The organism is Streptomyces sp. SGAir0957 (assembly GCF_043523415.1).
On record NZ_CP027293.1, the window covers coordinates 3,372,759 to 3,397,670 of the forward strand.

At 70.5% G+C, this 24,912-nt stretch carries 23 protein-coding genes; 7 read left to right on the plus strand and 16 right to left on the minus strand.

What is annotated here, in order from left to right; translation table 11 throughout:
• The first annotated feature begins 31 nt into the window (after nt 1-31).
• Both C1N81_RS20060 and C1N81_RS20065 read left to right on the plus strand, forming a co-directional pair.
• The gene (locus tag C1N81_RS20060) at nt 32-1,132 is read left to right on the plus strand and encodes a hypothetical protein (RefSeq protein ID WP_394431027.1); all 1,101 of its coding nucleotides are present in this window, start codon (nt 32-34) and stop codon (nt 1,130-1,132) included.
• Nucleotides 1,133-1,181: 49 nt separating this feature from the next.
• Nucleotides 1,182-1,808 (plus strand): DUF4291 domain-containing protein, encoded by a 627-nt coding sequence (locus C1N81_RS20065; RefSeq protein WP_394431029.1) that lies wholly within the window; start codon nt 1,182-1,184, stop codon nt 1,806-1,808.
• Here the strand turns inward: C1N81_RS20065 and C1N81_RS20070 are convergent.
• A complete protein-coding gene (locus C1N81_RS20070; protein WP_394431031.1) occupies nt 1,786-2,049 on the minus strand; it encodes a DUF397 domain-containing protein in 264 nt (87 codons plus the stop codon). The genes C1N81_RS20065 and C1N81_RS20070 overlap by 23 nt on opposite strands.
• Nucleotides 2,030-2,881 carry a helix-turn-helix domain-containing protein gene (locus tag C1N81_RS20075; protein ID WP_394431033.1) on the minus strand — a complete coding sequence of 284 codons (852 nt, stop codon included), beginning with the start codon at nt 2,879-2,881 and terminating at the stop codon, nt 2,030-2,032. Before C1N81_RS20075 ends, C1N81_RS20070 begins: the two co-directional genes overlap by 20 nt.
• 129 nt (nt 2,882-3,010) lie before the next feature.
• Between C1N81_RS20075 and C1N81_RS20080 the strand changes: the two genes are divergently transcribed.
• Together C1N81_RS20080 and C1N81_RS20085 are read left to right on the plus strand one after the other, a co-directional pair.
• A complete protein-coding gene (locus tag C1N81_RS20080) occupies nt 3,011-3,376 on the plus strand; it encodes an ATP-binding protein (RefSeq protein ID WP_394431035.1) in 366 nt (121 codons plus the stop codon).
• Entirely contained in the window at nt 3,373-3,603 is a 231-nt protein-coding gene (locus tag C1N81_RS20085; RefSeq protein ID WP_394431037.1) for a hypothetical protein, read from the plus strand. The genes C1N81_RS20080 and C1N81_RS20085 overlap by 4 nt, the downstream gene beginning before the upstream one ends.
• Here C1N81_RS20085 and C1N81_RS20090 read toward each other — a convergent pair.
• The 4 genes from C1N81_RS20090 to C1N81_RS20105 form a co-directional block, all read right to left on the minus strand.
• The gene (locus tag C1N81_RS20090; protein WP_394431039.1) at nt 3,558-3,902 is read right to left on the minus strand and encodes a DUF1330 domain-containing protein; all 345 of its coding nucleotides are present in this window, start codon (nt 3,900-3,902) and stop codon (nt 3,558-3,560) included. The genes C1N81_RS20085 and C1N81_RS20090 overlap by 46 nt on opposite strands.
• A 116-nt stretch (nt 3,903-4,018) precedes the next feature.
• A complete protein-coding gene (locus tag C1N81_RS20095) occupies nt 4,019-4,705 on the minus strand; it encodes an ABC transporter ATP-binding protein (protein ID WP_394431041.1) in 687 nt (228 codons plus the stop codon).
• 43 nt (nt 4,706-4,748) lie between these two features.
• On the minus strand, nt 4,749-6,848 hold the full coding sequence (locus C1N81_RS20100) for a hypothetical protein (RefSeq protein WP_394431042.1): 2,100 nt from the start codon (nt 6,846-6,848) through the stop codon (nt 4,749-4,751).
• Between the two features lie 180 nt (nt 6,849-7,028).
• Nucleotides 7,029-7,322: a lactococcin 972 family bacteriocin gene (locus C1N81_RS20105; protein WP_394431044.1), complete on the minus strand. Its 294-nt coding sequence runs from the start codon at nt 7,320-7,322 to the stop codon at nt 7,029-7,031.
• Nucleotides 7,323-7,872: 550 nt separating this feature from the next.
• On the opposite strand from C1N81_RS20105, the gene C1N81_RS20110 reads away from it, so the two are divergent.
• Entirely contained in the window at nt 7,873-9,270 is a 1,398-nt protein-coding gene (locus C1N81_RS20110) for a glycosyltransferase family 39 protein (RefSeq protein WP_394438073.1), read from the plus strand.
• A gap of 119 nt (nt 9,271-9,389) precedes the next feature.
• Here the strand turns inward: C1N81_RS20110 and C1N81_RS20115 are convergent, their stop codons facing one another.
• The gene (locus C1N81_RS20115) at nt 9,390-10,433 is read right to left on the minus strand and encodes an NAD(P)-dependent alcohol dehydrogenase (RefSeq protein ID WP_394431046.1); all 1,044 of its coding nucleotides are present in this window, start codon (nt 10,431-10,433) and stop codon (nt 9,390-9,392) included.
• Between the two features lie 118 nt (nt 10,434-10,551).
• On the opposite strand from C1N81_RS20115, the gene C1N81_RS20120 reads away from it, so the two are divergent.
• Nucleotides 10,552-11,478, plus strand: coding sequence for a helix-turn-helix domain-containing protein (locus tag C1N81_RS20120; protein WP_394431048.1), 927 nt, complete (start codon nt 10,552-10,554; stop codon nt 11,476-11,478).
• A gap of 188 nt (nt 11,479-11,666) precedes the next feature.
• On the opposite strand, the gene C1N81_RS20125 is transcribed toward C1N81_RS20120, so the two are convergent.
• The 5 genes from C1N81_RS20125 to C1N81_RS20145 all read right to left on the minus strand — a co-directional run bounded on the left by C1N81_RS20125 (nt 11,667) and on the right by C1N81_RS20145 (nt 19,450).
• Entirely contained in the window at nt 11,667-14,984 is a 3,318-nt protein-coding gene (locus C1N81_RS20125; RefSeq protein ID WP_394431050.1) for a S8 family peptidase, read from the minus strand.
• Between the two features lie 221 nt (nt 14,985-15,205).
• On the minus strand, nt 15,206-15,892 hold the full coding sequence (locus tag C1N81_RS20130; RefSeq protein ID WP_394431051.1) for an ABC transporter ATP-binding protein: 687 nt from the start codon (nt 15,890-15,892) through the stop codon (nt 15,206-15,208).
• An 80-nt stretch (nt 15,893-15,972) separates the two neighbouring features.
• Nucleotides 15,973-17,469, minus strand: coding sequence for an ABC transporter permease (locus C1N81_RS20135; RefSeq protein ID WP_394438075.1), 1,497 nt, complete (start codon nt 17,467-17,469; stop codon nt 15,973-15,975).
• 159 nt (nt 17,470-17,628) lie between these two features.
• Complete coding sequence (locus C1N81_RS20140) at nt 17,629-18,882, minus strand: L,D-transpeptidase (RefSeq protein ID WP_394431053.1); 1,254 nt, start codon at nt 18,880-18,882, stop codon at nt 17,629-17,631.
• 214 nt (nt 18,883-19,096) lie between these two features.
• Nucleotides 19,097-19,450, minus strand: a complete 354-nt coding sequence (locus C1N81_RS20145) for a hypothetical protein (RefSeq protein ID WP_394431055.1) — start codon at nt 19,448-19,450, stop codon at nt 19,097-19,099.
• 109 nt (nt 19,451-19,559) lie between these two features.
• On the opposite strand from C1N81_RS20145, the gene C1N81_RS20150 reads away from it, so the two are divergent.
• Nucleotides 19,560-19,877: a hypothetical protein gene (locus C1N81_RS20150; RefSeq protein WP_394431057.1), complete on the plus strand. Its 318-nt coding sequence runs from the start codon at nt 19,560-19,562 to the stop codon at nt 19,875-19,877.
• A 52-nt stretch (nt 19,878-19,929) separates the two neighbouring features.
• Here the strand turns inward: C1N81_RS20150 and hutH are convergent, their stop codons facing one another.
• From hutH to C1N81_RS20170, 4 genes are all read right to left on the minus strand, one after another.
• On the minus strand, nt 19,930-21,480 hold the full coding sequence (hutH, locus tag C1N81_RS20155) for a histidine ammonia-lyase (RefSeq protein WP_394438077.1): 1,551 nt from the start codon (nt 21,478-21,480) through the stop codon (nt 19,930-19,932).
• 75 nt (nt 21,481-21,555) lie between these two features.
• Nucleotides 21,556-22,710, minus strand: a complete 1,155-nt coding sequence (locus C1N81_RS20160; RefSeq protein ID WP_394431059.1) for a GGDEF domain-containing protein — start codon at nt 22,708-22,710, stop codon at nt 21,556-21,558.
• A 147-nt stretch (nt 22,711-22,857) separates the two neighbouring features.
• The gene (locus C1N81_RS20165; protein ID WP_394431061.1) at nt 22,858-23,661 is read right to left on the minus strand and encodes an enoyl-CoA hydratase/isomerase family protein; all 804 of its coding nucleotides are present in this window, start codon (nt 23,659-23,661) and stop codon (nt 22,858-22,860) included.
• A gap of 40 nt (nt 23,662-23,701) precedes the next feature.
• Nucleotides 23,702-24,832 (minus strand): adenylate/guanylate cyclase domain-containing protein, encoded by a 1,131-nt coding sequence (locus C1N81_RS20170; protein ID WP_394431063.1) that lies wholly within the window; start codon nt 24,830-24,832, stop codon nt 23,702-23,704.
• Between the last annotated feature and the right edge of the window lie 80 nt (nt 24,833-24,912).

Below are 24,912 nucleotides of genomic sequence, written 5' to 3' on the forward strand. Positions count from 1 at the left end.
CTCTTACACCTCCTCGGTTAGCTTTGGAGGTATGGGAATTCTCTGGGTCCTGATGGCCGTGCTGATGATCGCCTGGGTGGTGATGCTGCGCCGGCGCGGCGGTGGGGGCGGGATCCGCCAGGTCGCCCCGGGCTCGCCGGACGCGGCCGACCCGGCGGACTACGGCTTCGTCCGTCAGGAGGAGCTCGACGTGCGCCTGCCGGGCCCCGACCAGGATCTTCTGAACGTGATGGCCGTCGTCCAGCGCAATCAGGATTTCACGGCGGCTTCGCAATTGCTCGCCGGTACCGGCAAGGAGACGGAGACCCGCTGGGAGCGCGTCCAGGCGATCGCCGGGGCCGCCGCCATCGAACTGGCGCAGACCCCGCGCCTGGGCGCCGGATGGCTGCACGCGTGGCGCTCGCAGAAGCCCAAGGACGCGGGCGGGGCGCAGGTCTTCGCCGAGTTCCTGGTGCAGCAGGCCTGGCGCAACGGCGGGACCCAGGACGAGCAGCGCATCATCCTGGAGGAGGCGCGGGCCGCGTGCGACCAGGCGGCGCTCCTGGCCCCCGGTGACCCGGTCCCCCACATCACGCACCTCGCGGTGGCGCGCGGCCTCGGCTATTCGCAGTCCGAGTTCGAGCAACTGTGGCTGAAGATCCTCGACACGGCCCCTGGCCACATGGGCGCGCACTTGGCCGGACTCCGCTACTGGACGGAGAAGTGGCACGGCTCGCGCGACGAGGCGTTCGCCTTCGCGGAAGCGGCGGCGGCGCGCGCCCCGAGGGGCTCCCTCCTGGCGGCCCTCCCCTTGTTCGCCCTGTACGAGCACATGCCCGACCTGAACCTCGTCCGCGGCTTCTACGAGAGCGAGGTCGTGTCCAAGGCGCTGCACGGCGCGCTCTTCGCGGTGCACTCCGCGCGCCCCGACGACCCGATGCTCGCGCACGTCCGCCACCTGTTGATCTTCTTCCTGGTCCGGAGTGAGCGCTGGTCGGAGGCGATGCAGCAGATCGTGCACGTCGACGGGCATGTCGGGGCGATTCCGTGGACGGCGGAGGAGGATCCTGCGGCGGCGTATGCGGTGTACCGGGCGCTTGCGGTTGCCGGGTACGAGGCCAATGGGGGCAGCCCGGCGAGCCTGCGGCACTGAGCTTTAATTCGCTGGCGGGCGTCCGCTCGGGGCGCCCATTCTGTCGGGCATGAGCGAGTCGATTCCCCGGCAGCAAATTCGGGCGCGGTACACGGATTCCACGGTCACGGTGTATCAGGCATACGCACCCGAGATCGGGCTGCCCGCCGCGCGTGAGGGCGGTTTCCCGCCCGGGTGGAAGCGGGAGCGGATGACGTGGATCAAGCCGTCGTTCCTGTGGATGATGTACCGGTGCGGCTGGGCCACGAAGCCGGGGCAGGAAGTTGTGCTGGCTGTTGAGATCCGGCGGAGTGGCTTCGAGTGGGCGCTGCGTCATGCGTGTCTGTCGAGCTACGAGTCCGGGGTGCATGGCGATCACGCCGCCTGGAAACGGGAGTTGCGGGAGGCGCCCGCGCGGGTGCAGTGGGATCCCGAGCGGGATTTGTGGCTACGGCCGCTTCCGCACCGGTCGTTGCAGCTCGGGCTCTCCGGGGAGGCGGTTCGGCGGTACGCGGATGAGTGGCTGGTGTCCGTTTCCGATGTGACCCCGCTTGTGCGTGAGGTACGGGGGTTGGTCGCCGGGGGCGATGTGGAGGCGGCGACCAAGTTGCTCCCGGCCGAGCGGCCGTACCCCGGGCAGGAGCAATTGGTTGAGCACCTGGTGGCGTCGGGTGTCAGGACCGGCGCACACCTGTGATGAACGCGGACCAGGTCGTGTCGGCTACGACGATCACGGGCCCGGCGGGGTCCTTGCTGTCGCGCACCGGGACGATGCCCGGGATGCCCTCAGCGACCTCGACGCAGTGACCGCCGTCGCCGTTGCTGTGGCTGGACTTGCGCCAGCGGGCGATGTCATGAGGAGCGCGAGCGCCGCCCGTCCCTTCGTCGTTTCGGCCGCGCCGCGAAACAGCGCTCACATCATCCTGGAACTTTGCCATTGCGATAGTCCTCTGCGGCTGTCTCGATGAGCTTCAGGGAGGTCTCGGGCGGTAGTGCTGCGGCCCTGAGACGACCGTACGCCCTCGCGTACTGCCTCACGAGCCCCGGATCGTCGATCAACTGACCGCTGTACATCCCCTCCGTGTACATGACCGGAGGCTCTTCAGCGAAGGTCATGAACCTGGCCTGGCCCATCATGAAGGGATGAGCGCCCGAGTTCCGCAACAGGATTTGCGGAAACGACCGGCGCCGACGCGCCACCTCTGCGATGTGAGCGAGCTGTTCCGCCATGTCCCCGGCCGGGATGATCGGCTCACGCAGGATCGACTCGTGCAGCACCAACCAGGTCTCCGGCGCCTCGGTCGCCTCGAAGAGCCAGGCACGGGCTCGCCGGTCGGCGACTTTCCCGGCCAGTTCCTCCTCGGAGGCCATCGGGTACGCCGCGACCACGACCGCGCGGATATACGGCTCCAGTTGCAGCGGGCCCGGGATCAGGCACGGGTCCCACTCCTCGATCTCCCGCGCCCGCTTCTCCAACTCCAGCGTGTCGGCGAAGTACTCGGCGTGGGTTCCCCGCCGGGCCTTCCCCACATCGTCACACCCTCGTGCGAAGTACCCATCCGTACCCAGTGCTCGATCCACATGCCGGGCCAGTTCCACCGGCATTCGGCGTTCGCCGCGCTCGATGTCGCTGAGCAGTGACTTGCCGTAGAAGCTGCCCTCGACCAGCTCCTCCAGCGACAGCCCGGCCGCTTCCCGCTTCCACCTCAATTCCTTGCCGTAGAAGGTCGGGACGCTCATCGACCCGTCGATGTCCTTGCGTCGTGCCATCGCTCACCGCCACGTGTGGGGGGCTTCCGCAGCTGACGCTGCGTACTTGAAACCCTCGTCACGGTACGCAGCGTGACGCCACTGTGTGAGCGAACCGTCACAGTGCGCCCAGGAAGGTGACGCCCGCTCATGCCCGACCTCGCCCTCGATCTACTCGCCACCCCGAAATCCGTCCCGGAGATCCGTCGCCACCTCCGCGCCCATGACTATGAAGTCCGGCTCTGCGCCTCGGAGTTGATGACCAACGTCATCGACCATCTGGGCGAGGGAACACCCGTCACCGTAAGAGTGCACGGCACCGCCGACGGGCTCACCCGCGTAGAGGTGACCGACCCGGACCCCCGTGCCCTCCCGACCCTCCTCCACGCCACCCTGACGGACGAGTGCGGCCGGGGCCTCACCCTCGTAAGCGCACTGGCTCTGCGCTGGGGCGTCGAGCAGGGGGCGCGGGGCAAGACCGTGTGGTGCGAGCTGGCGTCGGCCGGGTCACCGTGAGGCGGCTCGCACGGGCCCTGCTCACCGTGTTCCTGCCGGGCACGGGCCGCCGCCGCGCCCACGCACCGCCCCCTGAACCCGTCGAACCGGCACCACTCGTACGCCCGCGCAGCCCCTACGCCCGCGAAGCCGCAGAGGCGGCCCGCGTCGACGTCAGCCACGTACCGCTCGTCCGGCCCTACTACCGCGCGGAGCGCATGGCCGCCGCCGTGCGCGCCGCGTCGTAGTTCTCCGGCACCCCCTCCACGAACACCATCTCCCCCGGGATGTGATCCGCCCGCAGCCGCAGGATGTCCTGGTAGGCGGCCGACGCGTACCACTCGTGGGCCCGTGCCAGGTCCGGGAAGCCGACGATGACCATGTCGCCGTGCCACTCCCCCTCGACGTACTCGCTCCTCTTCCCGTGGGAGAGGAAACGGCCGCCGAACGGGGCGAACGTGGACTGGACTCGTTCGATGTACTCCAGGACCTCGGGGTGCGGCGGGCCGTCGTTCGGGCGCAGTACGGCTATCGCGTAGGCGGTCATGAAGAGGCCCTCCTAGGGTCAGGCTGTCGCGGCTGCACAAAACAGCCTGCCGGGCCCGAAGGAGGGCGTCGATTACCTGCCGGGTAAGCGTCGGAGCGTCGCCGGCACGGACCGGCTCAGGCCGGTGGTGACGACGCCTCCGGCGCCGGGGCGGAGGGAAGAGGACGGGGCACGTTCATGTCGAGTACCACGTCGCACTGGTCGCGGACGCCGGCGTCGTGTGTCGCGATGACCACGGCACACCCGCTCTCCGCCATGTCGCGGAGGTGAGTGACGACCATGGTGGAGTTGGCGTCGTCGAGCGCGCCGGTCGGCTCGTCCGCGAGGATGAGGGACGGCCGTTGGAGGAGGAGCCGGGCGAGGGCCACACGCTGCTGTTCCCCGCCGCTGAGATGGTGAACGCGATCCTTGCCGCGTCCCGCCAGACCGACTCTCTCCAGCGCCTCCGCCGTGGTGGGGGCGGCTTTGGACTGCTCGTTCCCGCGCAGCCGCGTGACCACCCGCAGATTCTCGTCGACGGTCGCGTCCTCGATCAGGGCGTAGTTCTGGAACAGGTAGCCAAGGGAGTCGCGACGGAAGCGGACCGTGTCGCGGCGACTGAATCGTGTGATGTCGCGGTCCTCGTAGAGGATGGTTCCGCCGCTGGGCCGGTCGAGAAGTCCAAGACAGTTCAGCAGGGTCGACTTGCCCGAGCCGCTGGGGCCCACAAGGGCGAGCATCGTGCCCCGGGAGACGATGAAGTCGAGGTCGCGCCACAACGTCCGGGCGCCGAAGGTCTTCGTCAGGTTTTCGACTGTGATCACGGCAGTTCCGCCTAGCTGGGTCGTCACGCCCGTCGGGTGGTGGTCAGGATGCGGCCGCGGCGTTCTTGATGATGCGGCGATGGAAGAGTGCGAGCGCGACCAGTACGGCGCCGAGTTCCAGGCCGACAAGGCCCGTGAGGAGACCTGCGTCGAGCGCGGTGATGTGCAGCGGCTCGAACGGGGCGGGAGCGCCAACGGCCGTGTACTTCTCCAGTTCCTGGTGTTGCTTCCAGGCCACGAACGGCACACGGGTGGCGAAGACGACCGCGATGCCCACCTCGACGAGGAGAACAGCGCGGTGAATGGCCGGGTAGTTCCAGCCGCTGATGCGTTTGACGAAGATGCTCTGCGCGTTTTTGCGTGCGTAGATGAGGCAGACGCCCACCCCCGCGACGAGAAGCACGATCACGGCGACGACGAGGTTGAAGATCTGCAGCCGAAGGTCACCGACCGCGCTCCTGAGGTCCGCCGCTGTTTGCCGGCCCACCGGGCTCACGGCGTTGACGTAGTCCTGTACCTTCGCCTGCTCGATGCCTCGCAGTGCGTCGCCCGGCTGGGAGAAGACCACGCCGGCCTGGGTGGCGAACGCGGTGTAGGCGTCGTCGGTGAGCAGGCGTGAGCCGTTGGGCACGGCGATGACAACGGGGTCGCGAATCTGCGACCTGTCCTCGTCGGCGCTGTGTGCCGCGTTGTACACGTAGGCGCCGGTGCTGTACCCGAACAGGTTCTGGCCTGTCCGGCTTTCGAGGGTCTTGACCGTGAGCTGCCGGTCGTGCCCGGGATCGATGATGTTGGACGCGGCTCTGGCGATCGCCGGAGCGTGCGCACCCAGGGATCGCGGGACGATGACCCGCACCTCGTCCGCGGTCGTACGCCGGTTCTCAGCACGGAAGTCGAAACGGTGTCCTGCCGGATCGAGGACCTGCTGCTTGCTGAGGTAGGTGTCGTTGACGACGAGGATCTCGCCAGGAGGTGTATGGGCCGCGCGTACGGAGAGTTGGAGATCCCTGCGTCCGGCGACGATGATCTCTCCCTTCTTGTCCGCATCCCTCAGCCAGGGACCCACGTGCTTGTTGACCTGGTCCATGTGGGCGGCGAAGGCGCCGTTGATCCGGAGGGTGACGGCATCACCCACCGTGCGGTAGGCGTCCCGGTTCTCCTCGCGCGTCGAGACGTCCCGGCCGGCCAGGGCCACGTTGGTGGCGATGCTGAGAGCCAGCAGCAGGGCGGGAATGCGCACGAGGTAGACCGTGATCGATGCGGCGCGTGACGGCAGTTCACCTTTGAGCGCGCGCAGGACATCGACTCTGAAGGTCAGGGCGAGGGCTGCCGCGTGGGAGGCCAACGCCAGCAGCGTGAGCAGCCCGGCGATCCCCGCGGTGACGGCCGCGTAGAGCCCCAGCCAGGCGAACTGGTTGTAGAAGCCGAGTGCCGTGACGGCCCCGAGGGCCACCACCAGCGCCGAGAGCGCCCAGAAGGGACCGAGTTGACGCAGATCGCGCAGAAGGATGCGGGAGACGGACATGCCGTGCAGGCGCAACACCCCGTACTTCTTCGCGCTGAGCAGCACACCGGCTCCCGTGGTGGTCAGCACCGCGAGCGCCACCACGCACAGAGCCCTGAAGAGCGGGTCGTCCTGGTAGCGGTCAGCCAGCTCCCGGTACGCGAGAGGGTGCGAGACGCTCGCCGACAGTCCGAGGGAGGCGAACCGGGCTTGGAGGGAGTCGGCGTCCGCCGCTGATCCATAGACGTAGTAGGGGCCTCGCGGGTCCTGGTGCGCTATCCGCTCAAGCGGGCGCACGCGGGTCGTGAAGTCCCTGCCGAACGAGGGGTAGCCGTGCCGCAGCCACGCTTCGGCGCGGGAACCGGCACCTCCTGACGCCACGTACAGGTTGCGCACGCCGTCGGGATCACGCAGGTCGGTGACGTCGCGCGCCACCGTGACGTGGTGCTCGGCCGCGAAGCGTTCGACGCTCTGCGCGACGCGGGTCGCGTTCACGGATTCGTCGGAGTCGAAGACATCGACGAGTGCGAAATTTCCCAGCGGCGCACTCTCGTCCAATTCTCGCAGGAAGAGAAAGGCGAGAACTGCCGAAAAGGCCAAGACGGTGACGTGGACGTAAATTATTCCTCGGTGCAGCATCAGATACCCAGGTCGAGGACGCCGGTCAGCGATGCGTCCGAGAAGGTTGAAGCGTGCATTAGTAGCACCGGCGAAGCCCGCCGTACAGAAGGGCGAATCCCTTCTGCACGGCAGATCGCGTCAGGCTCCCATGGGCGGCGCCACCCTCGGGAGCCCGCGACAGGAGCTTCTACCGACTACTCAGCAGGAGGACTTGTAGTAGTAGTTGATCGAGCCGCCGTTCTTCGAACCCGACGCGAGCGACCAGTCCCCCGCGGAAGCACAGCCACTGGCGAAGGTCGTCCTTCCGATCTTCACCGACGACGAGTGCTTCTTGCTCGGGTGCTTGTAGTTCGACCACGCCGTGTTGGCGCCCTCGTCGTAGCTCCACTTACCGCCGCCGACATCCACAGTGGTGGCGAGTGCCGGCGTTGCGGCGGCGAAGAGGAGGCCCGCGGTGACTACCGCGGCCTTGATACCAGTTCGCTTGTTCATGAGTTCCCCATTTCATCATGACGCTGGTCTGGACAAGCCAGGAGTTTTGTTTACCGCGTCACCGGAATGCAACTCTCCGCATATGTGATCAACGTTACCCACCTCCATTCCGGAGATTTCCGCTCACCGAGATGGAAAGTGATATCTGAGCGCGCGCGAAAGTGCGGGCTCGCCCGCGCGCAGGCGGATGAGATTCAGTGGACTTACGTTGCCTGCGTTCCAGCCAACCAGTGACCCCCGTGGCCGAAAGGCGCCAGGTCGAGCCGGTTGGAAAAGGATGTGACAGAAGTGCATGGCAATGGCACTCTTATGCCCGTCGGCTCTGACCAAGCCGGCCACAACGGGGACGGGGGAAATGGACGGCCATGCCGTATGCGCTGAGGCTGTGTCACATACCGGGCCCTGCCCTGCTCACTTGCGCCTCGGAAGCTCTTCTTACATGCCGCTAGCCCGTAGCCTGCGTCCGTCCTCCCCTCTCCCGGCAGCCGGGCCCGAGTCCGCCGTCACGAACGCGGTGGTCGTCCGGCCCTTCGTGGTGTGGCTCGTGCCGATGGTGTGGACCGTCGCTCTGGGCCTGTGGGGGCTCGACCGGCACCGGAGTCTGTGGCGGGACGAGGCGGCGACCTGGCAGGTGGCGCAGCGGTCCACCGCCGAGATCTGGCACATGCTGGGCAACGTCGATGTCGTGCACGGCTGCTACTACCTGCTGATGCACGTGCTGTTCGAGTGGTTCGGGGCCGGTACGACCACTCTGCGGCTCCCCTCGGTCCTGGCCACCGCCGTGGCGGCCGCGACGGTCGGCGCCATCGGCAGACGCCTGGCGGGCCCGTGGGCCGGCCTGGCCGCGGGGACGGCCTTCGCCCTGTTGCCCGCCGTGCAGTTCTATCTGCAGGAAGGCCGTCCGTACGCGCTGGTGGCCGCCTGCGCCGGCGGTGCGACCCTGTTGCTGGTGACCCTGCTGCAGGGAGAAGGGCGGATGCCGGGCCGCTGGGCCGCCTACGGCGCGACCATCGTGCTCGGCGGGCTGCTGAACTGGCTCTCCCTGCTGATCCTCGCAGCGCATCTGGTCACCCTCGTCCGGATCCGGGCCGAGCGGCGCGTGTGGCTGTCCTGGGCGGCGGCCGCAAGCGTCGCGACATGTTGCGTACTGCCGCTGGTGATCTTCAGCCGCGGCCAGTCCGCCCAGGTCTCCTGGATTCCCCCGCTGACCTGGCACATGTTGATCGGTCCCGGCATTCTGCTGGGTATCGGCTGCGTCGGCACGCTGGCCGACGCGAGCCGGCGGCACCGGCTGTCGCTGTCCGCCATCGCCCTGCCCCTGCTGGCCCTGCCGCAGCTGGCGCTCATCGGCGTCTCACTGATCCAGCCGCTGTTCCTGGACCGCTATGTCCTGTTCAGCCTGCTGGGTCTTGCCCTGCTGATCGGTTCGCTCGTCGACGCGGCCGTCCGCTTCGTGCGGTCGCGCCGTCCGCGCCTGGCCCCGTGGGTCCTCCCGCTGGTCCTCGTCGTGGCGACCGGCGCGCTCACGCCCCAGCTGCTGGCCAAGCGCTCTCCCGCAAGCCGCGTCGACGACGTCCTCGCCATCGCCGGCGACGTACGGACACTGGCCGGCCCCGGCGACGCCGTCCTCTTCGTCCCCGCGGCGCGCCGGGACACCAAGTCCGTTTCGCCCAAGGCCTTCTCCGGCCTCCAGGACATCGCTCTGGCGCAGAGCCCGCAGGCTTCCGGAACGCTCAAAGGCACGGAGGCCGGCCCTCGCCACATCCGCGCGGCCATGCTCACCCACCGGCGGATCCTGCTGGTGACAGACGCCCCGCAGGTGGCCAAGCCCGCCACCGCCCGGCGGGACAGGACCAAAATGCGCGTCTTGGAGCGCTACTACAGCCCTGTCTCCGACAAGCAGGTGCGCGGGCGACGCGTCACGCTCTACGAACGCGCCGCGCGCTGACGAGCACGCCTCCGGACGGTCATGGCAAAGCCCTCCCCGGGGGCCCGGAGGACGCACATGCGTGATCCTGCCGGGGCCCGGGGAGGGCGTCGGTTACCTCGGACGTAGGACCGAAGCGGTCAGATCGTCGCCGCGTCGATCACGAAGCGGTACCGGACGTCCGAGTTCAGGACGCGCTCGTACGCCTCGTTCACCTGGCTGGCCTCGATCAGCTCGATCTCCGCGCCGAGACCGTGCTCCGCGCAGAAGTCCAGCATCTCCTGGGTCTCGGCGATGCCGCCGATCATCGAACCGGCGAGGGTCTTGTTGCCGCCGATGAGGGAGAAGAGGTTGAGGGAGACCGGCTCCTCGGGGGCGCCGACGTTCACCAGGGCGCCGCCCGTCTTGAGCAGGCCGAGGTACGCGCCGAAGTCCAGCGGGGCGGAGACCGTGGAGAGGATGACGTCGAAGGTGCCCGCCAGGTCCTCGAAGGTCTTCGGGTCGCTCGTCGCGTAGTACTGGTCCGCGCCGAGCTTCAGGCCGTCGTCCTTCTTGCGCAGCGACTGGGAGAGGACCGTCACCTCCGCGCCGAGGGCGTGGGCGATCTTGACGCCCATGTGGCCCAGGCCGCCGAGGCCGACCACGGCGACCTTCTTGCCGGGGCCCGCGCCCCAGTGCTTCAGCGGGGAGTAGGTCGTGATGCCGGCGCAGAGGAGCGGGGCGGCCACGTCGAGGGAGATGCCCTCGGGGATGCGGAGGGTGAACGCCTCGTCGACGACGACCTTCTGCGAGTAGCCGCCGTAGGTGGGCTCCCCGTCCTTGCCGACGGAGTTGTACGTGCCCACGTTCCCGCGGACGCAGTGCTGCTCCTGGCCGCTCAGGCAGGGCTCGCACTCGCGGCAGGAGTCGACCATGCAGCCGACGCCCACGCGGTCGCCGACCTTGAACTTGGTGACACCGGAACCGACCTCGGAGACGACACCGGCGATCTCGTGGCCGGGAACCATCGGGAAGATGGCCTCGCCCCAGCCCTCACGGGCCTGGTGGATGTCGGAGTGACAGATTCCGGCGTACTGGATGTCGATCAGTACGTCGTGCTCGCCGACCGTGCGGCGCTCGATGGTGGTGCGCTCCAGCGGGGCCTTGGCGCTGGGCGCGGCGTATGCGGCAACAGTCGTGGTCATGGCTCCCAGCGTGCCTCGCGCGGAGACATTCGCCCAGGTCACCGCTTTGCGTACGTCCAGCGGTCCTACTACTGACGGGGTCAGGCTCGTAGGCGTACGACCGGGAATACTGGACAGCATGGATGCCAAACCGGACAACCCCGACGGCCACGGGAACACCGAGAGCCCCGACGGCCTCGACCAGCGCGCCGAGCTGAGCGAGTTCCTGCGCACCCGGCGGGCCCGGCTTAAGCCCGAGGACGTCGGGATCGCGACCATCGGACGGCACCGGCGCGTGCCGGGGCTGCGGCGCGAGGAGCTGGCGCAGCTGGCCGGGGTCTCGGTGGCGTACTACACACGTCTGGAGCAGGGCAACGGGCGCAATGTGTCCGCGGAGGTGCTCGACGCCATCGCGCGCGCCCTGCGGCTCAGCGAGACCGAGCACGCGCATCTCACGCATCTCGCCAAACCCCGGCAGCAGCGCCGCAAGCACCGGGCCGCCAGGCGGCAGCACGCCCGACCCGCGCTGCAGCATCTCGTCGACTCGATGGAGGGCGTGCCCGCCTACATCGGCGGGGCGCGGTCGGAGATCCTCGCCTGGAACCGGATGGCCGCCGCGCTCTTCGGGGACTGGGGCGCGATGCCCGCCCACGAGCGCAACTGGGCCCGGCTGACCTTTCTCAACCCGGACTACCGCGAGCTGTTCCGCGACTGGGAGCAGAAGGCGTCCGACATGGTCAGCTATCTGCGGCTGTACGCCGGTCAGCACCCGGACGACCCGGAGCTGTCGGCGCTCGTCGGCGAACTCTCCGTCAAGAGCGAGCAGTTCCGGACGCTGTGGGCCACGCACGACGTCAAGGAGAAGGGGCACGGGGTCAAGCGGATGCGGCATCCGCTGGTCGGTGAGCTGACCCTCGCCTACGAGACGCTGCACCTGCCGGACGACGACGGGCAGTTCCTGTCCGTGTACCACGCGGAGCCGGGGTCGCCGTCGGCGGAGGCGCTGCGGCTGCTGGCCAGTTGGGGCGCCGACGCCACCCGTGCCGGTAGCGAGGCGCCCCGCTAGAGGCGCGGGGAGCTGCGCGACCGGCCACGACGCATCCGCACCCGGCGATGACGCCCAGCCCAGGGGCTCCGCCCCGGACCCCGCTCCTCAAGCGCCGGAGGGGCTGGATCGGGGCCCGCCCCGGACCCCGATCCTCAAGCGCCGGAGGGGCTGGGGCGGGGCCGGGGCGGGCCTCGCGGGACAACTTGCTACTTGCCGGCGTACGCGTGCCGGATCGTGATCGTCGACGTATTGCCCTGCCTGTCGACGACCTTGGCACGGAAGGACACCGTCCCGCCCTTCGCCGGGTTCTTGACGGTGATCCTGCCGTGCTCGACGGCGGTCCCGCGCCAGCTGTGGCCGCCGTCGTAGGAGACGTGGACGGTGAGGGACTTGAGGTTGCGGCCCGCCGCCGCCCCCTGGACCTGGACCGGGAAGGTCTGGGTCCGGCCCGCCGCGACCGTGCTGTCCAGTCCGGTCGTCGCCGCGAACCGCGCGCCGGACGCCGGGAGCCGCGTCGGCCCTGTCGTCCTCTTCGAGCGGAACGTCCAGCTCGCGTCGATCCTCGTCGAGGCCGCCGCCACCTTCGCGTCCCGGGTCACCGAGGTCGTCAGGCGGTACGCGGCGTCGCCCGGCGGGACCGGGTAGGACCGGTTGCCGAAGAGCGGGTCGGCGGCCGAGGCGATCCTGGTGCCGTCGCGGTACAGCGTCGTCGTGACCGAGGTGAAGTCCGACTGGCCCGCGTGCGTCCTGCCGTCGGCGACGAGCGGCAGGTACCCGTACAGCTCGTCGCCGACGCGGAACAGGCCGTAGTCGCCGCCGACGCGCGGCCCGAACACGGCGGTGTTCAACGTCTTCTCGTACGTCCTTCCCGCCTTGAAGGGCTGCGGACTGCCGAGCGTGTACGAGGCGTCCACGACCAGGCGGCCGTCCGGGCCCCTGCCCGCGAACTGGTGGAAGTCCAGGCCCCACTCGACCTGGTCGGCGGTCGACAGGCGGAAGGTGCGGGTGGCCGGCAGCGGCTGCTGGACGAGCAGGCCGAACCCGGCGCCGTCCGGCAGTTCGGCCGAGCTGTCGAGCGCGCCGGTCTTGCCCGGGGCGGAGGCGCCCAGCCTGCCGGTGACCGTCGCCAGTTCACCCGCCGTGAAGTGCCGGACCTTGGTCCCCTGGATCCGCTTGACCCCGGCGCTGGTCACCACGTCGTACTCGGTGGCGGCGCCCTTGGTCCACTGCCCGAACCAGGTCTGCGTCAGACCGCCCGGCACGGCGGAGCCCATCGGCGCCATGCGGATGTTCGCGAACGAGTCGTGCAGGACGCCGAACCAGCCGGCCCGGTCGTAGCTGTAGGAGGCCATCGCGCTCAGCTGTCTGGCCTCGCGGTCCGGCACGGTGAGCGTCGCCGACCTCGTCCTGCGGGCGTCCAGGGTCAGGGTCAGGTTTTTGGTGACGTCGAGCCTAGGCTGCACCAGCCAGTCGACGCCGCCCTTGAACTCCACCAGGTCCTCGGCGAGGAGGCCGTCGAGGAGGTAACTGCCCTTGGGCACGCGCAGCGTCACCGTGCCTGAGGCGTCGGGCGGCGCGGAGAACGCCTGGTCCCGGCCGAGACCCGCGTAGCCGAACAGGTCGGTCAGGTAGGTCGGCAGGGGCTGCCCGTCACGGCCGATGTGCCGGAGCGTGACGTCGTACGACTCGACCTCGCGCTGCACCGCCGCCGCCGTGCGCACCGACTGGCCGCCACCGCTCGCCGTGACGTACGCGGAGTACGCGCCGTCGAGGGTGCCGCCGAGCCTGGTGTCGGCGGTCATCGGGACGTCGGCGGTGCCGCCCGCGGGGACGGTCACCTTGGTGGCGCCGAGTGTGAAGAAGCCCGCCGGGGCGGTCCGCCCCTTCGGGTCGGTGGCGGACGCCTTGAGGCGCAGGGTGATGTCCTTCGTCCCGGTGTTGCGGTACGTGATCTTCTTGGTGATCACCTTGTCGTCGGCGTGCGGCCACCGCGCGAGGCCGAAGCTCACCGAGGTGTTCTGCGCGAACACGGTCTGCCTGATGGCCCTGTCGACCTGGATGCGGCCGCTGCCCTGCTCGAACGGCGTGTACGCGCCGCCCTTCGCCGACCCGGCGAGCACGCCCTTCAACTCCCGGTACGTCCAGCCGGGGTGCTGCTGCTTGAGGAGGGCGGCGGCGCCCGCGACGTGCGGCGTCGCCATCGACGTGCCCGAGATGGTGAGATACCCGGCGGGGTTCTCACCGACCTCCTGCGCGATGACGCTGCCGCGCGCGGCGGCGGCCGTGATGTCGACGCCGGGCGCGGTCACGTCCGGCTTGATCGCGCTGTCGCCGTCGCGCGGCCCGGTCGAGGAGAACTCGGCCAGCTTGTCCTTGTCGTCGACGGCACCGACGGTGAGCGCCGCGTCCGCGCTGCCGGGCGAACTGATCGACCGCGGGCCCGAGTTGCCCGCCGCGATCGCGAAGAGGATGCCCTTCTGCTCCGCCAGCTTGTCGACCTCGGCTTCGAGCGGGTCGGTCCCCGGGGTGTCAGTGCCGCCGAGGCTCAGGTTGACGATGTCGGCGCCCTGCGCGGCGGCCCATTCCATGCCGGCGAGGATGCCGGAGTCGTCGCCGAAGCCGTCGTCGTCGAGGACCTTGCCGCTGAGGATCCGGGCCCCGGGTGCGACGCCCTTGTACCTGCCGCCGGACTTGGCGCCCGTGCCGGCGGCGATGGAGGCGACGTGGGTGCCGTGCCCGAGGCGGTCGGTGGCGTCGGCGGCGGTCGAGAAGTTCCGCGCCGCGACGACCTGGTCCTTCAGGTCGGGGTGGGTGGCGTCGACGCCGGAGTCCAGGACGGCGATCCTGACGCCCTTGCCGTCGTATCCGGCGGCCCACGCCTTGGGGGCCCCGATCTGGGGCACCGACTTGTCCAGGCTCGCCCGGCGCAGGCCGTCGAGCCAGACGCGGCCGACGCCGGCGGCGGTGGCGCCCTTGCCGTTCGTCACCGCTTTCCACAGCTTGCCCGCGTCGCCCCTCGGCGTGCTGACGGCCTCGGCGTTGAGCGTCCTGAGGCTGCGGCGCACCGTGGTCTCCCCGGCGTCGCGCACCTCGGCCCGTGCCGCCGTGGCGGCACCCCGGTACCCGACGATGACCTTGAGGCCGCCGCGCCGCGCCTTGACGTACGCGGCCCCGGACAGCTCGGTGACGTCGAAGAGGCGCCGGTCGACGCGGCCGTCGGAGAGCAGACGCCGCGCATCGGCCGGAACGACGTAGGTGTGGCCCCCGATCGCGCGGATCTGCACGGGTATGTGCGCCCGCCCGGGTCCGCGCTGGAACCCGACGGGCCTGCCCTTCGCGTCGAGCGCGACCTGGTCCCCGGTGATGAGCGTGACGTGCGTGCGAGGCCCTAGGCCGGGGGCGGGGCGGCCACCGGCGGCCCGCTCCGGTGCGGCGGACGCCGTCGGGACGGTCAGCCCGGCGGCCAGTGCGACGACGGCGGCGACGGAGACGACAGCCGCCGGGCGCCGCGCCCGCACCCGCACCCGTCTCTCGTGTCCCTGACTGCTCGTGTGTCCCTGACTGCTCGTCTGTCCCTGACTGCTCGTGTGTCTCTGATTGCTCGTCTGTCCCTGACTGCTCGTGTGCCCCTGTCCGTACGACTCCGCGTCCAATGTTCCCCCTGGTGACGGTGGTGCACCATGAGGGACCGCGCTCGGCCCCCTTGCTGGGAGAGGCGGCAAGAGGGCCGTGGGTTGCGCGCCCGTCAGGCGGCGGAGCTGTTCTCGGTCACCTTGATGCGGCCCTTCCGGATCGTCGCGAGGCGCGGCGCCTTGCGGGCTATCGCGGAGTCGTGGGTGACCATGATGAACGTCAGCCCGTGCTCCTTCCACTGCGCTTCGAGCACATCCATGATCTCGTCCCGCATGGACTCGTCGAGGTTGCCGGTCGGTTCGTCGGCGAGCAGCACCTTCGGGTTCTTCACCAGCGCGCGGGCGATGGCGACGCGCTGCTGCTGACCGCCGGACATCTCCGAGGGCAGGTGGGTGAGCCGCTCGCCGAGCCCGACGGACTTGAGCGCCTCCGCCGCCCGCTCGCGCCGGTCCGCGCCCTTCAGGCCGAGCGGCACGAGGGCGGTCTCGACGTTCTCCTGCGCGGTCAGCGTCGGGATGAGGTTGAAGGACTGGAAGACGAACCCGATGGATTCGGCGCGGACCTTGGTGAGCCGGGCCTCGGGAAGCTTGGCCAGATCGGTGCCGTCGAGCTCGACGCTGCCCGAGGTCGGCCGGTCGAGGCCGCCGAGCATCTGGAGCAGCGTCGACTTGCCGCCGCCGGTGGGGCCCTGGATGACGAGCCGGTCACCGTCGCCGATGGTCAGGTCGATGCCCGCGAGCGCGTCGACGGTGTCCTTCCCGCGCCGGTACTGCTTGGTGACGTCTCTGAGCTGATACATGGTGCAACTCCTGCAGTACGTATGGCTGTACGTAAGGCTGTACGTGGATGGGTCGGATGCCCGTGGCAGGGCTGCCGCCGTTACTCGACGCGGCGCAGGGCGTCCGCCGGGCGGAGCCGGGAGGCGCGCCAGCCGCCGAACGCTCCGGCGATGAGGCCGCCCGCGACGGCGAGGCCGACCGCGAGGGCGATGGTGGTCGCGGAGACGGGGGCGCTGAGCGCGATGTCGAGGGTCTTGCCCCCGCCGCTCGCGGCCTGGCGCATGCCGCCGAAGCCGCCGCCACCGGGGCCGCCGCCCATGCCGCCCCCGCCCCCGCCCCCGCCGCTGCCGCCGAGCTGCGCGGAGAGCGTCGGGCTGATGGCGGTGACCGCGTAGGCGCCCGCGAGGCCGACGGCGATGCCGAGGACGCCGCCGATCAGGCCGTTGATCACGGCCTCGCCGATGACCTGGCGGGTGACGCGGCCCGACTTCCAGCCGAGCGCCTTGAGCGTGCCGAACTCGCGCACGCGCCGCGACACGGCCGACGAGGTGAGCAGGCCCGCGACGAGGAACGCGGCGACGAGCACCGCGATCGACAGCCACTTGCCGACGTTGGAGGCGAGGTCGGAGGCGGTGGAGAGCGAACCCGAGACGGTGTCGGCGAGGTCGGCGGAGGTGGTGACCGTCGTACCGGAGATGTTCTTCTGGATGGTCGACTTGACCGCGTCGATCTGCTGCGAGTCGGTGGCCTTGACGTAGACCGTCGTGACCTTGTCCTTGGAGTCGGCGAGCGTCTGCGCCTGCTTCAGCGGCAGGTACAGATTGGCGGCCGCGTCCCCGCTGTCGGGCGTCGCGATGCCGATGACCTTGTACTTCGTGCCCTTGACGGTGACGGTGTCGTCGAGCGCGAGCTTCTTCTCCTTGGCGTACGAGGCGTCGGCGACGACGACCTTGGCGTCCGTCTCGGAGGTCGTGAAGGTCCGCCCCTTGGTGATCTTCGAGGAGGTCAGCGGGCCGAGGTCCTGCTTCGTGACATCGGTGCCGTAGACGGAGTAGGAGTTGACGTCGAAGTCGGCGCCGCCGCCCTCGACGCGGCCCTGCGGCTCACCCGAGCCGCCGCCCATGCCGCCGCCGGGGCCGCCCTGCTGCTGCCCCTGCTGCGACTGGTCCTGCTTGAACTGGCCGCGTGTGAACTGGCCGCTGACCTTCATGACTTGCAGGCTCAGGCCGCCGACGGTGTCCTCGACGCCCTTCTGCCGGGCGACCTCGGTGACCGTGGACGAGGCGAGCGTCTGGAAGCCCTGCACCATCACGCGGTCGGTGGACTGCTCCGCGTCGGAGTCGCTGTCCTTGGCGTCGAAGCTGAAGCGCGGGCGGCCGGTGTCGCCGCTCTTGGGGGCGGTGGCCGCCTTGGTGACGGTCATGTCGGTGCCCAGGCCGTACAGCGACTGCAGGACCTTGTCCTGGGCCTTGCTCATCCCCGCGGACACGGAGTTCACGACGATGACGAGCGCGATACCGAGCGCGAGCCCGGAGGCGACCACGAGGGCCGCCTTTCTGCGCCGGCGCAGCTCGCGCCTGAGATAGGTGAAGAACATCGAAGCCTCGCCGGTGACGGCCCCGACCGGGGCGCTGAGTGGGAACCAGCGCAACGTATGCAGGCCCTGTAAGGGTTGCGTGAGGTACGGATGAGAGCAGCATGAAACCCCTGGCACACACCGCGTACCAGGGGTTTCTCAGGCTTCTCGGGGGTGGGCTCAGGCGGCGGAGCCGGCCTTCCAGTCCGCCCAGCTGAGGTTCCAGCCGTTGAGGCCGTTGTCGGGCTGGACGGTCTTGTCGCCGGTGTTCTTCACGATGACGACGTCACCGACCATCGAGTGGTCGTAGAACCAGGCGCCCGGCGTGCTGGAGTCGTTGGCACCCTTGGCGTCGGCGAGACCGACACAGCCGTGGCTGGTGTTGGCCGAGCCGAAGATCGACTTGGCGCCCCAGTAGTTGCCGTGGATGAACGTGCCGGAGGTCGACAGGCGCATGGCGTGCGGCACGTCCTTGATGTCGTACTCGCCCTTGCCGTCGTCGTCGGTGAAGCCGACCGACGCGCCGTTCATCCGGGTCTCCTTGAACTTCTCGGAGATCACCATCTGGCCTTCGTACGTCTTGTTCTCGGGCGAGCCGGCGGAGATCGGGATGGTCTTGATCGTCTTCCCGTTCTGGGTGACGGTCATCGTCTTGGTCTTGGCGTCGACCGTGGAGACCTGGTTCCGCCCGACCTTGAAGGTGACGGTCTTCTGCTGGACGCCGGTCACGCCGTCGGCGCCCTCGACGCCGTCGAGCGCGAGCTTCAGGGTGACGGTGGAACCGCCCTGCCAGTAGTCCTCCGGGCGGAAGTCGAGCCGGTTGGGGCTGAACCAGTGGCCGACGACCTCCTGGCCGCTGCTGGAGGAGACGGTGATGTGCGACTGCACGTCCGCCTTGTTGGTGATCGCCTTGTCGAAGTTGATCGACACCGGCATACCGACGCCGACGGTCGAACCGTCCTCCGGCGTGAAGTTGCCTATGAAGCTGTTGGCCGGGGAGACCGTGGTGAACGACGCGTTCTCGTGCGCGACCCGGTTGTCCTTGTCGCTCGCGGTAGCGGCGATCTTGTAGGTCGTGGCGCGATCGAGCTGGCCGGTCGGCTTCCAGCTCTTCTTGTCGGCGGCTATCTCGCCCGCGACCGCCGTGCCGTCCGCCGTGGTCATCTTGACGTCGGTGAGCGTGCCCTTGCTGACGGTGACCTTGGCCGCGTTGTTGATGCTCGCGTTCGAGGAGCCGTCCTTCGGGGCGATCTTGATGTCAGCCTCGGACGCCTTCTTCGCCGCCGCCTCGTCCGCCTGCGCCTGCGACTCCGCCTTGCCGCTCGACGAGGCGTTCGGCTCGTCGTCGCCCCCGCCGCACGCCGTCAGTACCAGCACACCGCCGAGCACAGCGGACGCGGCCATCAGACCCTTGCGCCGCTTACCGTCCGTCATCACACGCTTCTCCATAGTCGCCGATTTCCGATCTCCCCGGCAGGCCCGGCCGCCCCGGCCGGACCGTGAGGAAAATCCGGAGTTCCCCTTAACACCCGTCAACGGTGCCACTGGTTCCCCTCGTTCCCGAAAAAACCGGGATGTGGGGGACGACACGTCCGGGAGCCCCGGGCGGCGACGGCCACCCGGGGCTCCCGCACCCGTCCGTCACCCGCTACCCGCGCCCCTCGTCGGCCCCCCGCGCGTCATCCGCGTCGCCATCATCCTCGTCGAGGTCCCATTCCGGCGAATCGGGGTCGTAGTCGACCTGCTCGCTGGACCAGGACGCCTGGACGAGTTCCGCCCCCGGCACGTCCCCGACCAGGTCGAACGGGTCCACGAGGTACGCGATCGCCTCCGCCTCGTCCTCCTGCACCGCGTACTCGGCGTGCGCCCGCTCCTCGGCGGGCATCCCCTCGTCCTCGGCGACGCGCTGCAACGCGGCCCCGGTGAGCGCCTCCTCGTCGGCGACCTCCAGGACCAATTCCACCTTCAGGCGAACAAAACGTGACGTCTCATCAGTGCTCATACGCCGGAGCGTACGGCCCGCCACCCCCGCCGCTTTCCCGTGACCCGCCCCTTTCACTAACATCGGCCCACACGGCCAATTCGCCAGCGCCACAAGGGGGATCGCTTCCGTGTCCGCCGCACGTCGATCGTTGTTCACCGCCACCGCCGCCGGGACCCTCCTGGCCGCCCTGTGGTTCGTCCCCAATGCCTCGGCCACCGCCGAGCACCCCACCACCCCCGACCAGGGGAGCCGGGCCGCCGCGGCGGTGGACAGCCAGTCCGCCGCCCAGCCCTCCACCCAGTCCGACCAGCAGCTCAGACTGGCCGACACCGGCACGTTCGACACGACGCCGTACGTGATCGGCGGCTCGGCGTTCCTGGGTCTCGGGGTCGGTTTCGTCGCGTACTCGGTCCGCCGGGACCGCTCCCTGGAGGCGCCCGCCTGACGCACGAGCGGGGTGCGACGTGATCTGCCGCACCCCACCCCCGTGGACAGCCCTACTTGAGCGGGCCCGTCACGGACTCGACGGCCTCCACCAGCGCGCCGCCGCGCACGAACGCGTCCGCCGCGGCCAGGTCGGGCGCCAGGAACCGGTCGGGCCCCGGGCCCCGCACCCCGGCCTTGCGCACGGCCTCGATGACCGCCCGCGACGCCGGGGCCGCCTCCAGACCCTCCCGCAGCTCGATCGCGCGCGTGGCCGCGTACAGCTCCACGGCGATGATCCGCGTCAGGTTGTCGACGGCCGTCCGCAGCTTGCGCGCCGCCGACCAGCCCATCGAGACGTGGTCCTCCTGCATCGCGGACGACGGGATCGAGTCCGCGGACGCCGGCACCGCGAGCCGCTTCATCTCGCTGACCAGGGCCGCCTGCGTGTACTGGGCGATCATCAGGCCCGAGTCGACCCCGGCGTCCTCGGCGAGGAACGGCGGCAGGCCGTGCGAACGGTTCTTGTCGAGCAGCCGGTCCGTGCGCCGCTCGGCGATCGAGCCCAGGTCGGCCGCCGCGATGGCCAGGAAGTCGAGCACGTAGGCGACCGGGGCGCCGTGGAAGTTGCCGTTGGACTCCACGCGCCCGCCGCCGTTCCCGTCCGGGAGAACCACGGGGTTGTCGACGGCCGCCGCCAGCTCCCGCTCGGCGACGAGCCGGGCGTGCGCCATGGTGTCCCGGCCCGCCCCGGCGACCTGCGGTGCGCAGCGCACGGAGTACGCGTCCTGCACGCGCGGCGCGTCGTCCTGATGGTGTCCGGTCAGGCCCGATCCGGCGAGGACGGCGGCCATGTTGGCGGCGCTCGCGGCCTGCCCGGGGTGCGGCCGGATCGCGTGCAGCTCGGGCGCGAGGACCTTGTCCGTGCCGAGCAGCGCCTCCAGGGTGAGGGCGGCGGTCACGTCGGCGGCCTTGTAGAGGTTGTCCAGGTCGTCGAGGGCCATGAAGAGCATGCCGAGCATGCCGTCGGTGCCGTTGAGGAGCGCGAGCCCCTCCTTCTCGCGCAGTTCCACGGGGCTGATGCCGTGCGCGGCGAGCAGCTCACCGGCGGGGCGCACGACGCCGTCGGGGCCTTCCGCGTCGCCCTCGCCGAGCAGGGTGAGCGCGCAGTGGCTGAGCGGCGCGAGGTCGCCGGAGCAGCCGAGGGACCCGTACTCGTGCACGACCGGGGTGATCCCGGCGTTCAGGACGTCCGCCATGGTCCGCGCGACCTCGGGCCGTACGCCCGTGTGGCCCGAGCAGACGGTCTTCAGGCGCAGGAACATCAGCGCGCGCACGACCTCGCGCTCGACGCGCGGGCCCATCCCGGCCGCGTGCGAGCGCACGATGTTGCGCTGGAGCTGAGCGCGCAGCTCGGGCCCGATGTGCCGGGTGGCGAGCGCGCCGAACCCGGTCGAGACGCCGTAGACGGGGTCGGGCCATGCGGCCAGCGCGTCGACGACCTCGCGGGCCGCGGCCAGTGCGGCCAGGGCCTCCTCGGACAGTTCGATGCGGGCGCCCCGGCGCGCCACGGCGATCACATCGGCAGCGGTGACCCCGGCTGCCCCCACCACCACAGTGTGCATATCCATATTCAGGAACGTACACAGTGAATCCGAAGATGTCACGACCGGTGCGGCGGAACGCTCCTTACCCGTTTCTCAGCTGGGCGGACGCGGATCCCGGCCACGAATGCGGCGCCGCTCCCCCGGCACCGGCGGCGGCGCGTCCGCGAGCCGGACCACCGGATCGTCGAGCCCGCCATGGCGCCCGGCCACCACCGGCTTGGCGGAGCGCAGCGCCTTCGCGCGGTACTGGGCCGCGTCCGCGAGCCGGAAGAGCCGCCGCGCGCTGGTCACCTCGCCGATCGGGTCACCGGTGGAGGCGATGCCGCAGGCGACCCCGTTCCCGAGGTCCATCTCCCCCGCCCGCGAGCAGATCTCGTCCCCGACGCGGACCACCTCGTCGGCGCTCGGACCCACCGCGAGCAGGCAGAACTCGTCGCCGCCGAGCCGTGCCGCGAGCGCCCCCGGCAGCATGGCGCCGCACAGCGAGAGGACCGAGCCGAACCGCTCCAGGAGGCGGTCGCCGGTGGCGTGCCCGAGGGTGTCGTTGACCCGCTTGAGCCCGTTCAGATCGCAGACGACGAGGCTGACGACGACGCCCTGCGCATGGTGCCGCTCCACCGCCTCGTCGAGCCGTATGTCGACCAGGCGCCGGTTGGCGAGGCCGGTCAGCGCGTCCGTGAAGGCGAGCCGCCGCGCCTCCTCCAGGCGCTCCGTCTGCGCGATCCCGGCCGAGACCACGGAGGCCAGGACGGTGGCGAAGTCGGCGTCCTCGGGCCCGAACACCGGCGCCCCGGACTCCCGCGCCACATACAGCTCGCCCCAGGCCCGGCCGTGCAGCACGATCGGCGCGACGACACAGGAGCCGCGCCCGCGCCGCCGCAGGGCCGCGACGCGCTGATGGCAGTACCCGGCGCGCTCGACGGGCCCCTCCGCCGTCTCGACCCAGGCGTCCGGCTCCCCGCCGCCCGCCCACCGCTCGTGCAGGAACTCGGTGATCTCCGGGAAGCGGTGCACCGGATACGTCTCGTCCTCCGGGAACTCCTCCTCCCCCTCGGCCCGCTCCCCGACATTGGCCAGGACCCGGAGCCTCCCGCGCTCGCGCTCCCACACGGACAGAGCGGCGAAACTTCCCGACAGCGCGTGGCAGGCGCCGAGAGCGGCGGCCCGCCAGGACTCGCGCGGGCTCTGCGCAGCGGCCATCCCCTGCGCGAGCGTCACGACGGCGCGCAGCCGGACATCGTCACCCATGGGGCCAGGTTAGGTAATTTTTAGACAATACGGATAATTGTGTACGTCCGTACCGGGCCGCGCCGTGGCCGGAGCCGAGGCTCGGGCCGGACCCCGGGTCCGATGGGAGCCGGGGTCCGGGCCGCCGTCACGCGCGTACGGGAACGCTCACTCCCCGGGCCACCGCGGCGTGCGCTTCTCGTTGAACGCGGCGACGCCCTCCGCCCGGTCGCCCGAGAACGCCACCGAGCGCCACGCCGCGTCCTCCACCTCAAGCCCCGCCCGCAGGTCGAGCCCGTGCCCGAGGCGCAGGGCGCGCTTCGCGGCCCGCAGCCCGACCGGCGAGTTCGCGGCGATCCGCGCGGCGAGCGCCAGCGCCTCCGTACGGTCCTGCCCGGCCGCCACCACGTGGTCGACGAGGCCGAGCGCGCCCGCCTCCCCGGCCTCCACCCGGCGCGCGGAGAAGATCAGCTCGGCGGCGCGCGCGGCCCCGACCCGGCGCGGCAGCAGCTGCGTACCGCCGCCGCCCGGAATGACCCCGACCGACACCTCCGGCAGGCCCACGACCGCGCTCGCGTCGGCCACGATCAGATCGCAGGCGAGCGCCAGCTCGAAGCCGCCGCCGAGCGCGAACCCGTGCACGGCCGCGATCGTCGGCATCGGCAGGTCGAGGACGCCGGTGTACGCGCCCCGGGACACGGGCCGCTGGCGCATCAGCTCGGCGTCGGAGAAGGAGTTGCGCTCCTTCAGGTCGGCGCCGACGCAGAACGCGCGCTCGTGGCTGGAGGTGAGGACAGCGACCCGGACGTCACGGTCCGCGCCGAGCGCCTCGCAGGCGCCGCCGATCGACCGGGCCATGTCACTGCTGACCGCGTTCATGGCCTTGGGCCGGTCGAGCACCACCTCGGCGACGGTCCCGTTCTCGTGGCGCCGTACGGCCACGAACTCCCCGAACCGCTGCTCATCACCCATGATCCACCTCTTCGGTTAACGCCAGTTAACCGTCAAGATGTCAGGTGCGCCGGGTCAGCGTCCAGGGTTCGACGATGCCGAGACCGCGCACGGGCCGCTGCCACATCGGCTGCAACGCGAACCGGTAGGAGGGCGGCTCCTCGCCCTGCTCCGCCGCCTTCTCCGCGGCGGCCGCCGCCTCCGCCTCCGAGGCCGGGGCCTCGCCGGTACGGATCAGCTCCTCGGCGAAGGCGCCGTCCACCAGCACGTTGTCCCGGGGAGCTATCGAGGTGAGGCGGCTCGCGAGGTTCACCGTGGTCCCGAAGACGTCGCCCATGCGCGTCGTCACGGTCCCGAAGGCCATCCCGACCCGCAGCTCCGGCATCGTCTCGTCATTGCTCATCGTCTCGATGAGGCGCAGCGCGATCTCCCCGGCGATGCCCGCGTCGTCGGCGGCGAAGAGGACTTCGTCGCCGAGCGTCTTGATCAGCCGGCCGCCGTGCGCCGCGACCAGGTCGGCCGCCGTCGTCTCGAAGGCCTCGACGAGTTCGCCGAGCTCCTCCTCCTCCATGCGCCGGGTCAGCCGGGTGAACCCGACGAGGTCCGCGAACCCGACGGCGAGCCGCCGGTCCACCATCTCCTCGTCGTCACCGGCCTGCACCACGCGCCCGGTCGCCGCCGCGAGCTGCCGCCGCCACACATAGACGAGGAACTCCTCCAGCTCGGGCAGGAGCAGCTCTATCAGCGGATACGTGACCTCGGTACGGGTCATGCCGGGCTCGGGCGGCTCGGTCAGACCCTCCAGGAACGAATCGATCTGCCACTCGGCGAGCCGCGCGGTGGTCTGCCCGGTCGACCGGGCGACCTGCACGGCCATCGCCTCGCTGAGCAGCCCCGCCTCGACCAGACCGGCCAGGCGCCGCAGAGCCAGGACGTCCGCCTCGGTCAGCGCCTTCGCCTGCCCGATGTCGGCGAAGCCCATCGCCCGCCAGAACCTGGACGCCAGCTCCATCGAGACGCCCGCGCTGCGGGCCGCCTGGAACGGGGTGTAACGGCGCTCCGCGCCGAGGATCAGCCCTTCGAGCCGGAGCGCGAGCGGATCGGCGGGGTCGGTTGCCTCGCTGTCCTCCGCGTCCTGCTGTCCGGGGTCGGATGGGGTGCCCGTGCCGGAGCCCGAGTCGTCGACGGTCACGCCTGCTGCCCTTCCGATCTGCCGCGGTCAGGTATCGACCGGGCTCAACTCTACGGCAGCGTCCTGTGCGCCACGTCACT

Bases quoted from the DNA above. Each gene is read 5' to 3' on its own strand.
- C1N81_RS20060 (WP_394431027.1), top strand. From the start codon at position 32: ATGGGAATTCTCTGGGTCCTGATGGCCGTGCTGATGATCGCCTGGGTG.
- C1N81_RS20065 (WP_394431029.1), top strand. From the start codon at position 1,182: ATGAGCGAGTCGATTCCCCGGCAGCAAATTCGGGCGCGGTACACGGAT.
- C1N81_RS20070 (WP_394431031.1), bottom strand. From the start codon at position 2,049: ATGGCAAAGTTCCAGGATGATGTGAGCGCTGTTTCGCGGCGCGGCCGA.
- C1N81_RS20075 (WP_394431033.1), bottom strand. From the start codon at position 2,881: ATGGCACGACGCAAGGACATCGACGGGTCGATGAGCGTCCCGACCTTC.
- C1N81_RS20080 (WP_394431035.1), top strand. From the start codon at position 3,011: ATGCCCGACCTCGCCCTCGATCTACTCGCCACCCCGAAATCCGTCCCG.
- C1N81_RS20090 (WP_394431039.1), bottom strand. From the start codon at position 3,902: ATGACCGCCTACGCGATAGCCGTACTGCGCCCGAACGACGGCCCGCCG.
- C1N81_RS20100 (WP_394431042.1), bottom strand. From the start codon at position 6,848: ATGCTGCACCGAGGAATAATTTACGTCCACGTCACCGTCTTGGCCTTT.
- C1N81_RS20105 (WP_394431044.1), bottom strand. From the start codon at position 7,322: ATGAACAAGCGAACTGGTATCAAGGCCGCGGTAGTCACCGCGGGCCTC.
- C1N81_RS20110 (WP_394438073.1), top strand. From the start codon at position 7,873: ATGGTGTGGACCGTCGCTCTGGGCCTGTGGGGGCTCGACCGGCACCGG.
- C1N81_RS20115 (WP_394431046.1), bottom strand. From the start codon at position 10,433: ATGACCACGACTGTTGCCGCATACGCCGCGCCCAGCGCCAAGGCCCCG.
- C1N81_RS20120 (WP_394431048.1), top strand. From the start codon at position 10,552: ATGGATGCCAAACCGGACAACCCCGACGGCCACGGGAACACCGAGAGC.
- C1N81_RS20130 (WP_394431051.1), bottom strand. From the start codon at position 15,892: ATGTATCAGCTCAGAGACGTCACCAAGCAGTACCGGCGCGGGAAGGAC.
- C1N81_RS20135 (WP_394438075.1), bottom strand. From the start codon at position 17,469: ATGTTCTTCACCTATCTCAGGCGCGAGCTGCGCCGGCGCAGAAAGGCG.
- C1N81_RS20140 (WP_394431053.1), bottom strand. From the start codon at position 18,882: ATGACGGACGGTAAGCGGCGCAAGGGTCTGATGGCCGCGTCCGCTGTG.
- C1N81_RS20145 (WP_394431055.1), bottom strand. From the start codon at position 19,450: ATGAGCACTGATGAGACGTCACGTTTTGTTCGCCTGAAGGTGGAATTG.
- hutH (WP_394438077.1), bottom strand. From the start codon at position 21,480: ATGCACACTGTGGTGGTGGGGGCAGCCGGGGTCACCGCTGCCGATGTG.
- C1N81_RS20160 (WP_394431059.1), bottom strand. From the start codon at position 22,710: ATGGGTGACGATGTCCGGCTGCGCGCCGTCGTGACGCTCGCGCAGGGG.
- C1N81_RS20165 (WP_394431061.1), bottom strand. From the start codon at position 23,661: ATGGGTGATGAGCAGCGGTTCGGGGAGTTCGTGGCCGTACGGCGCCAC.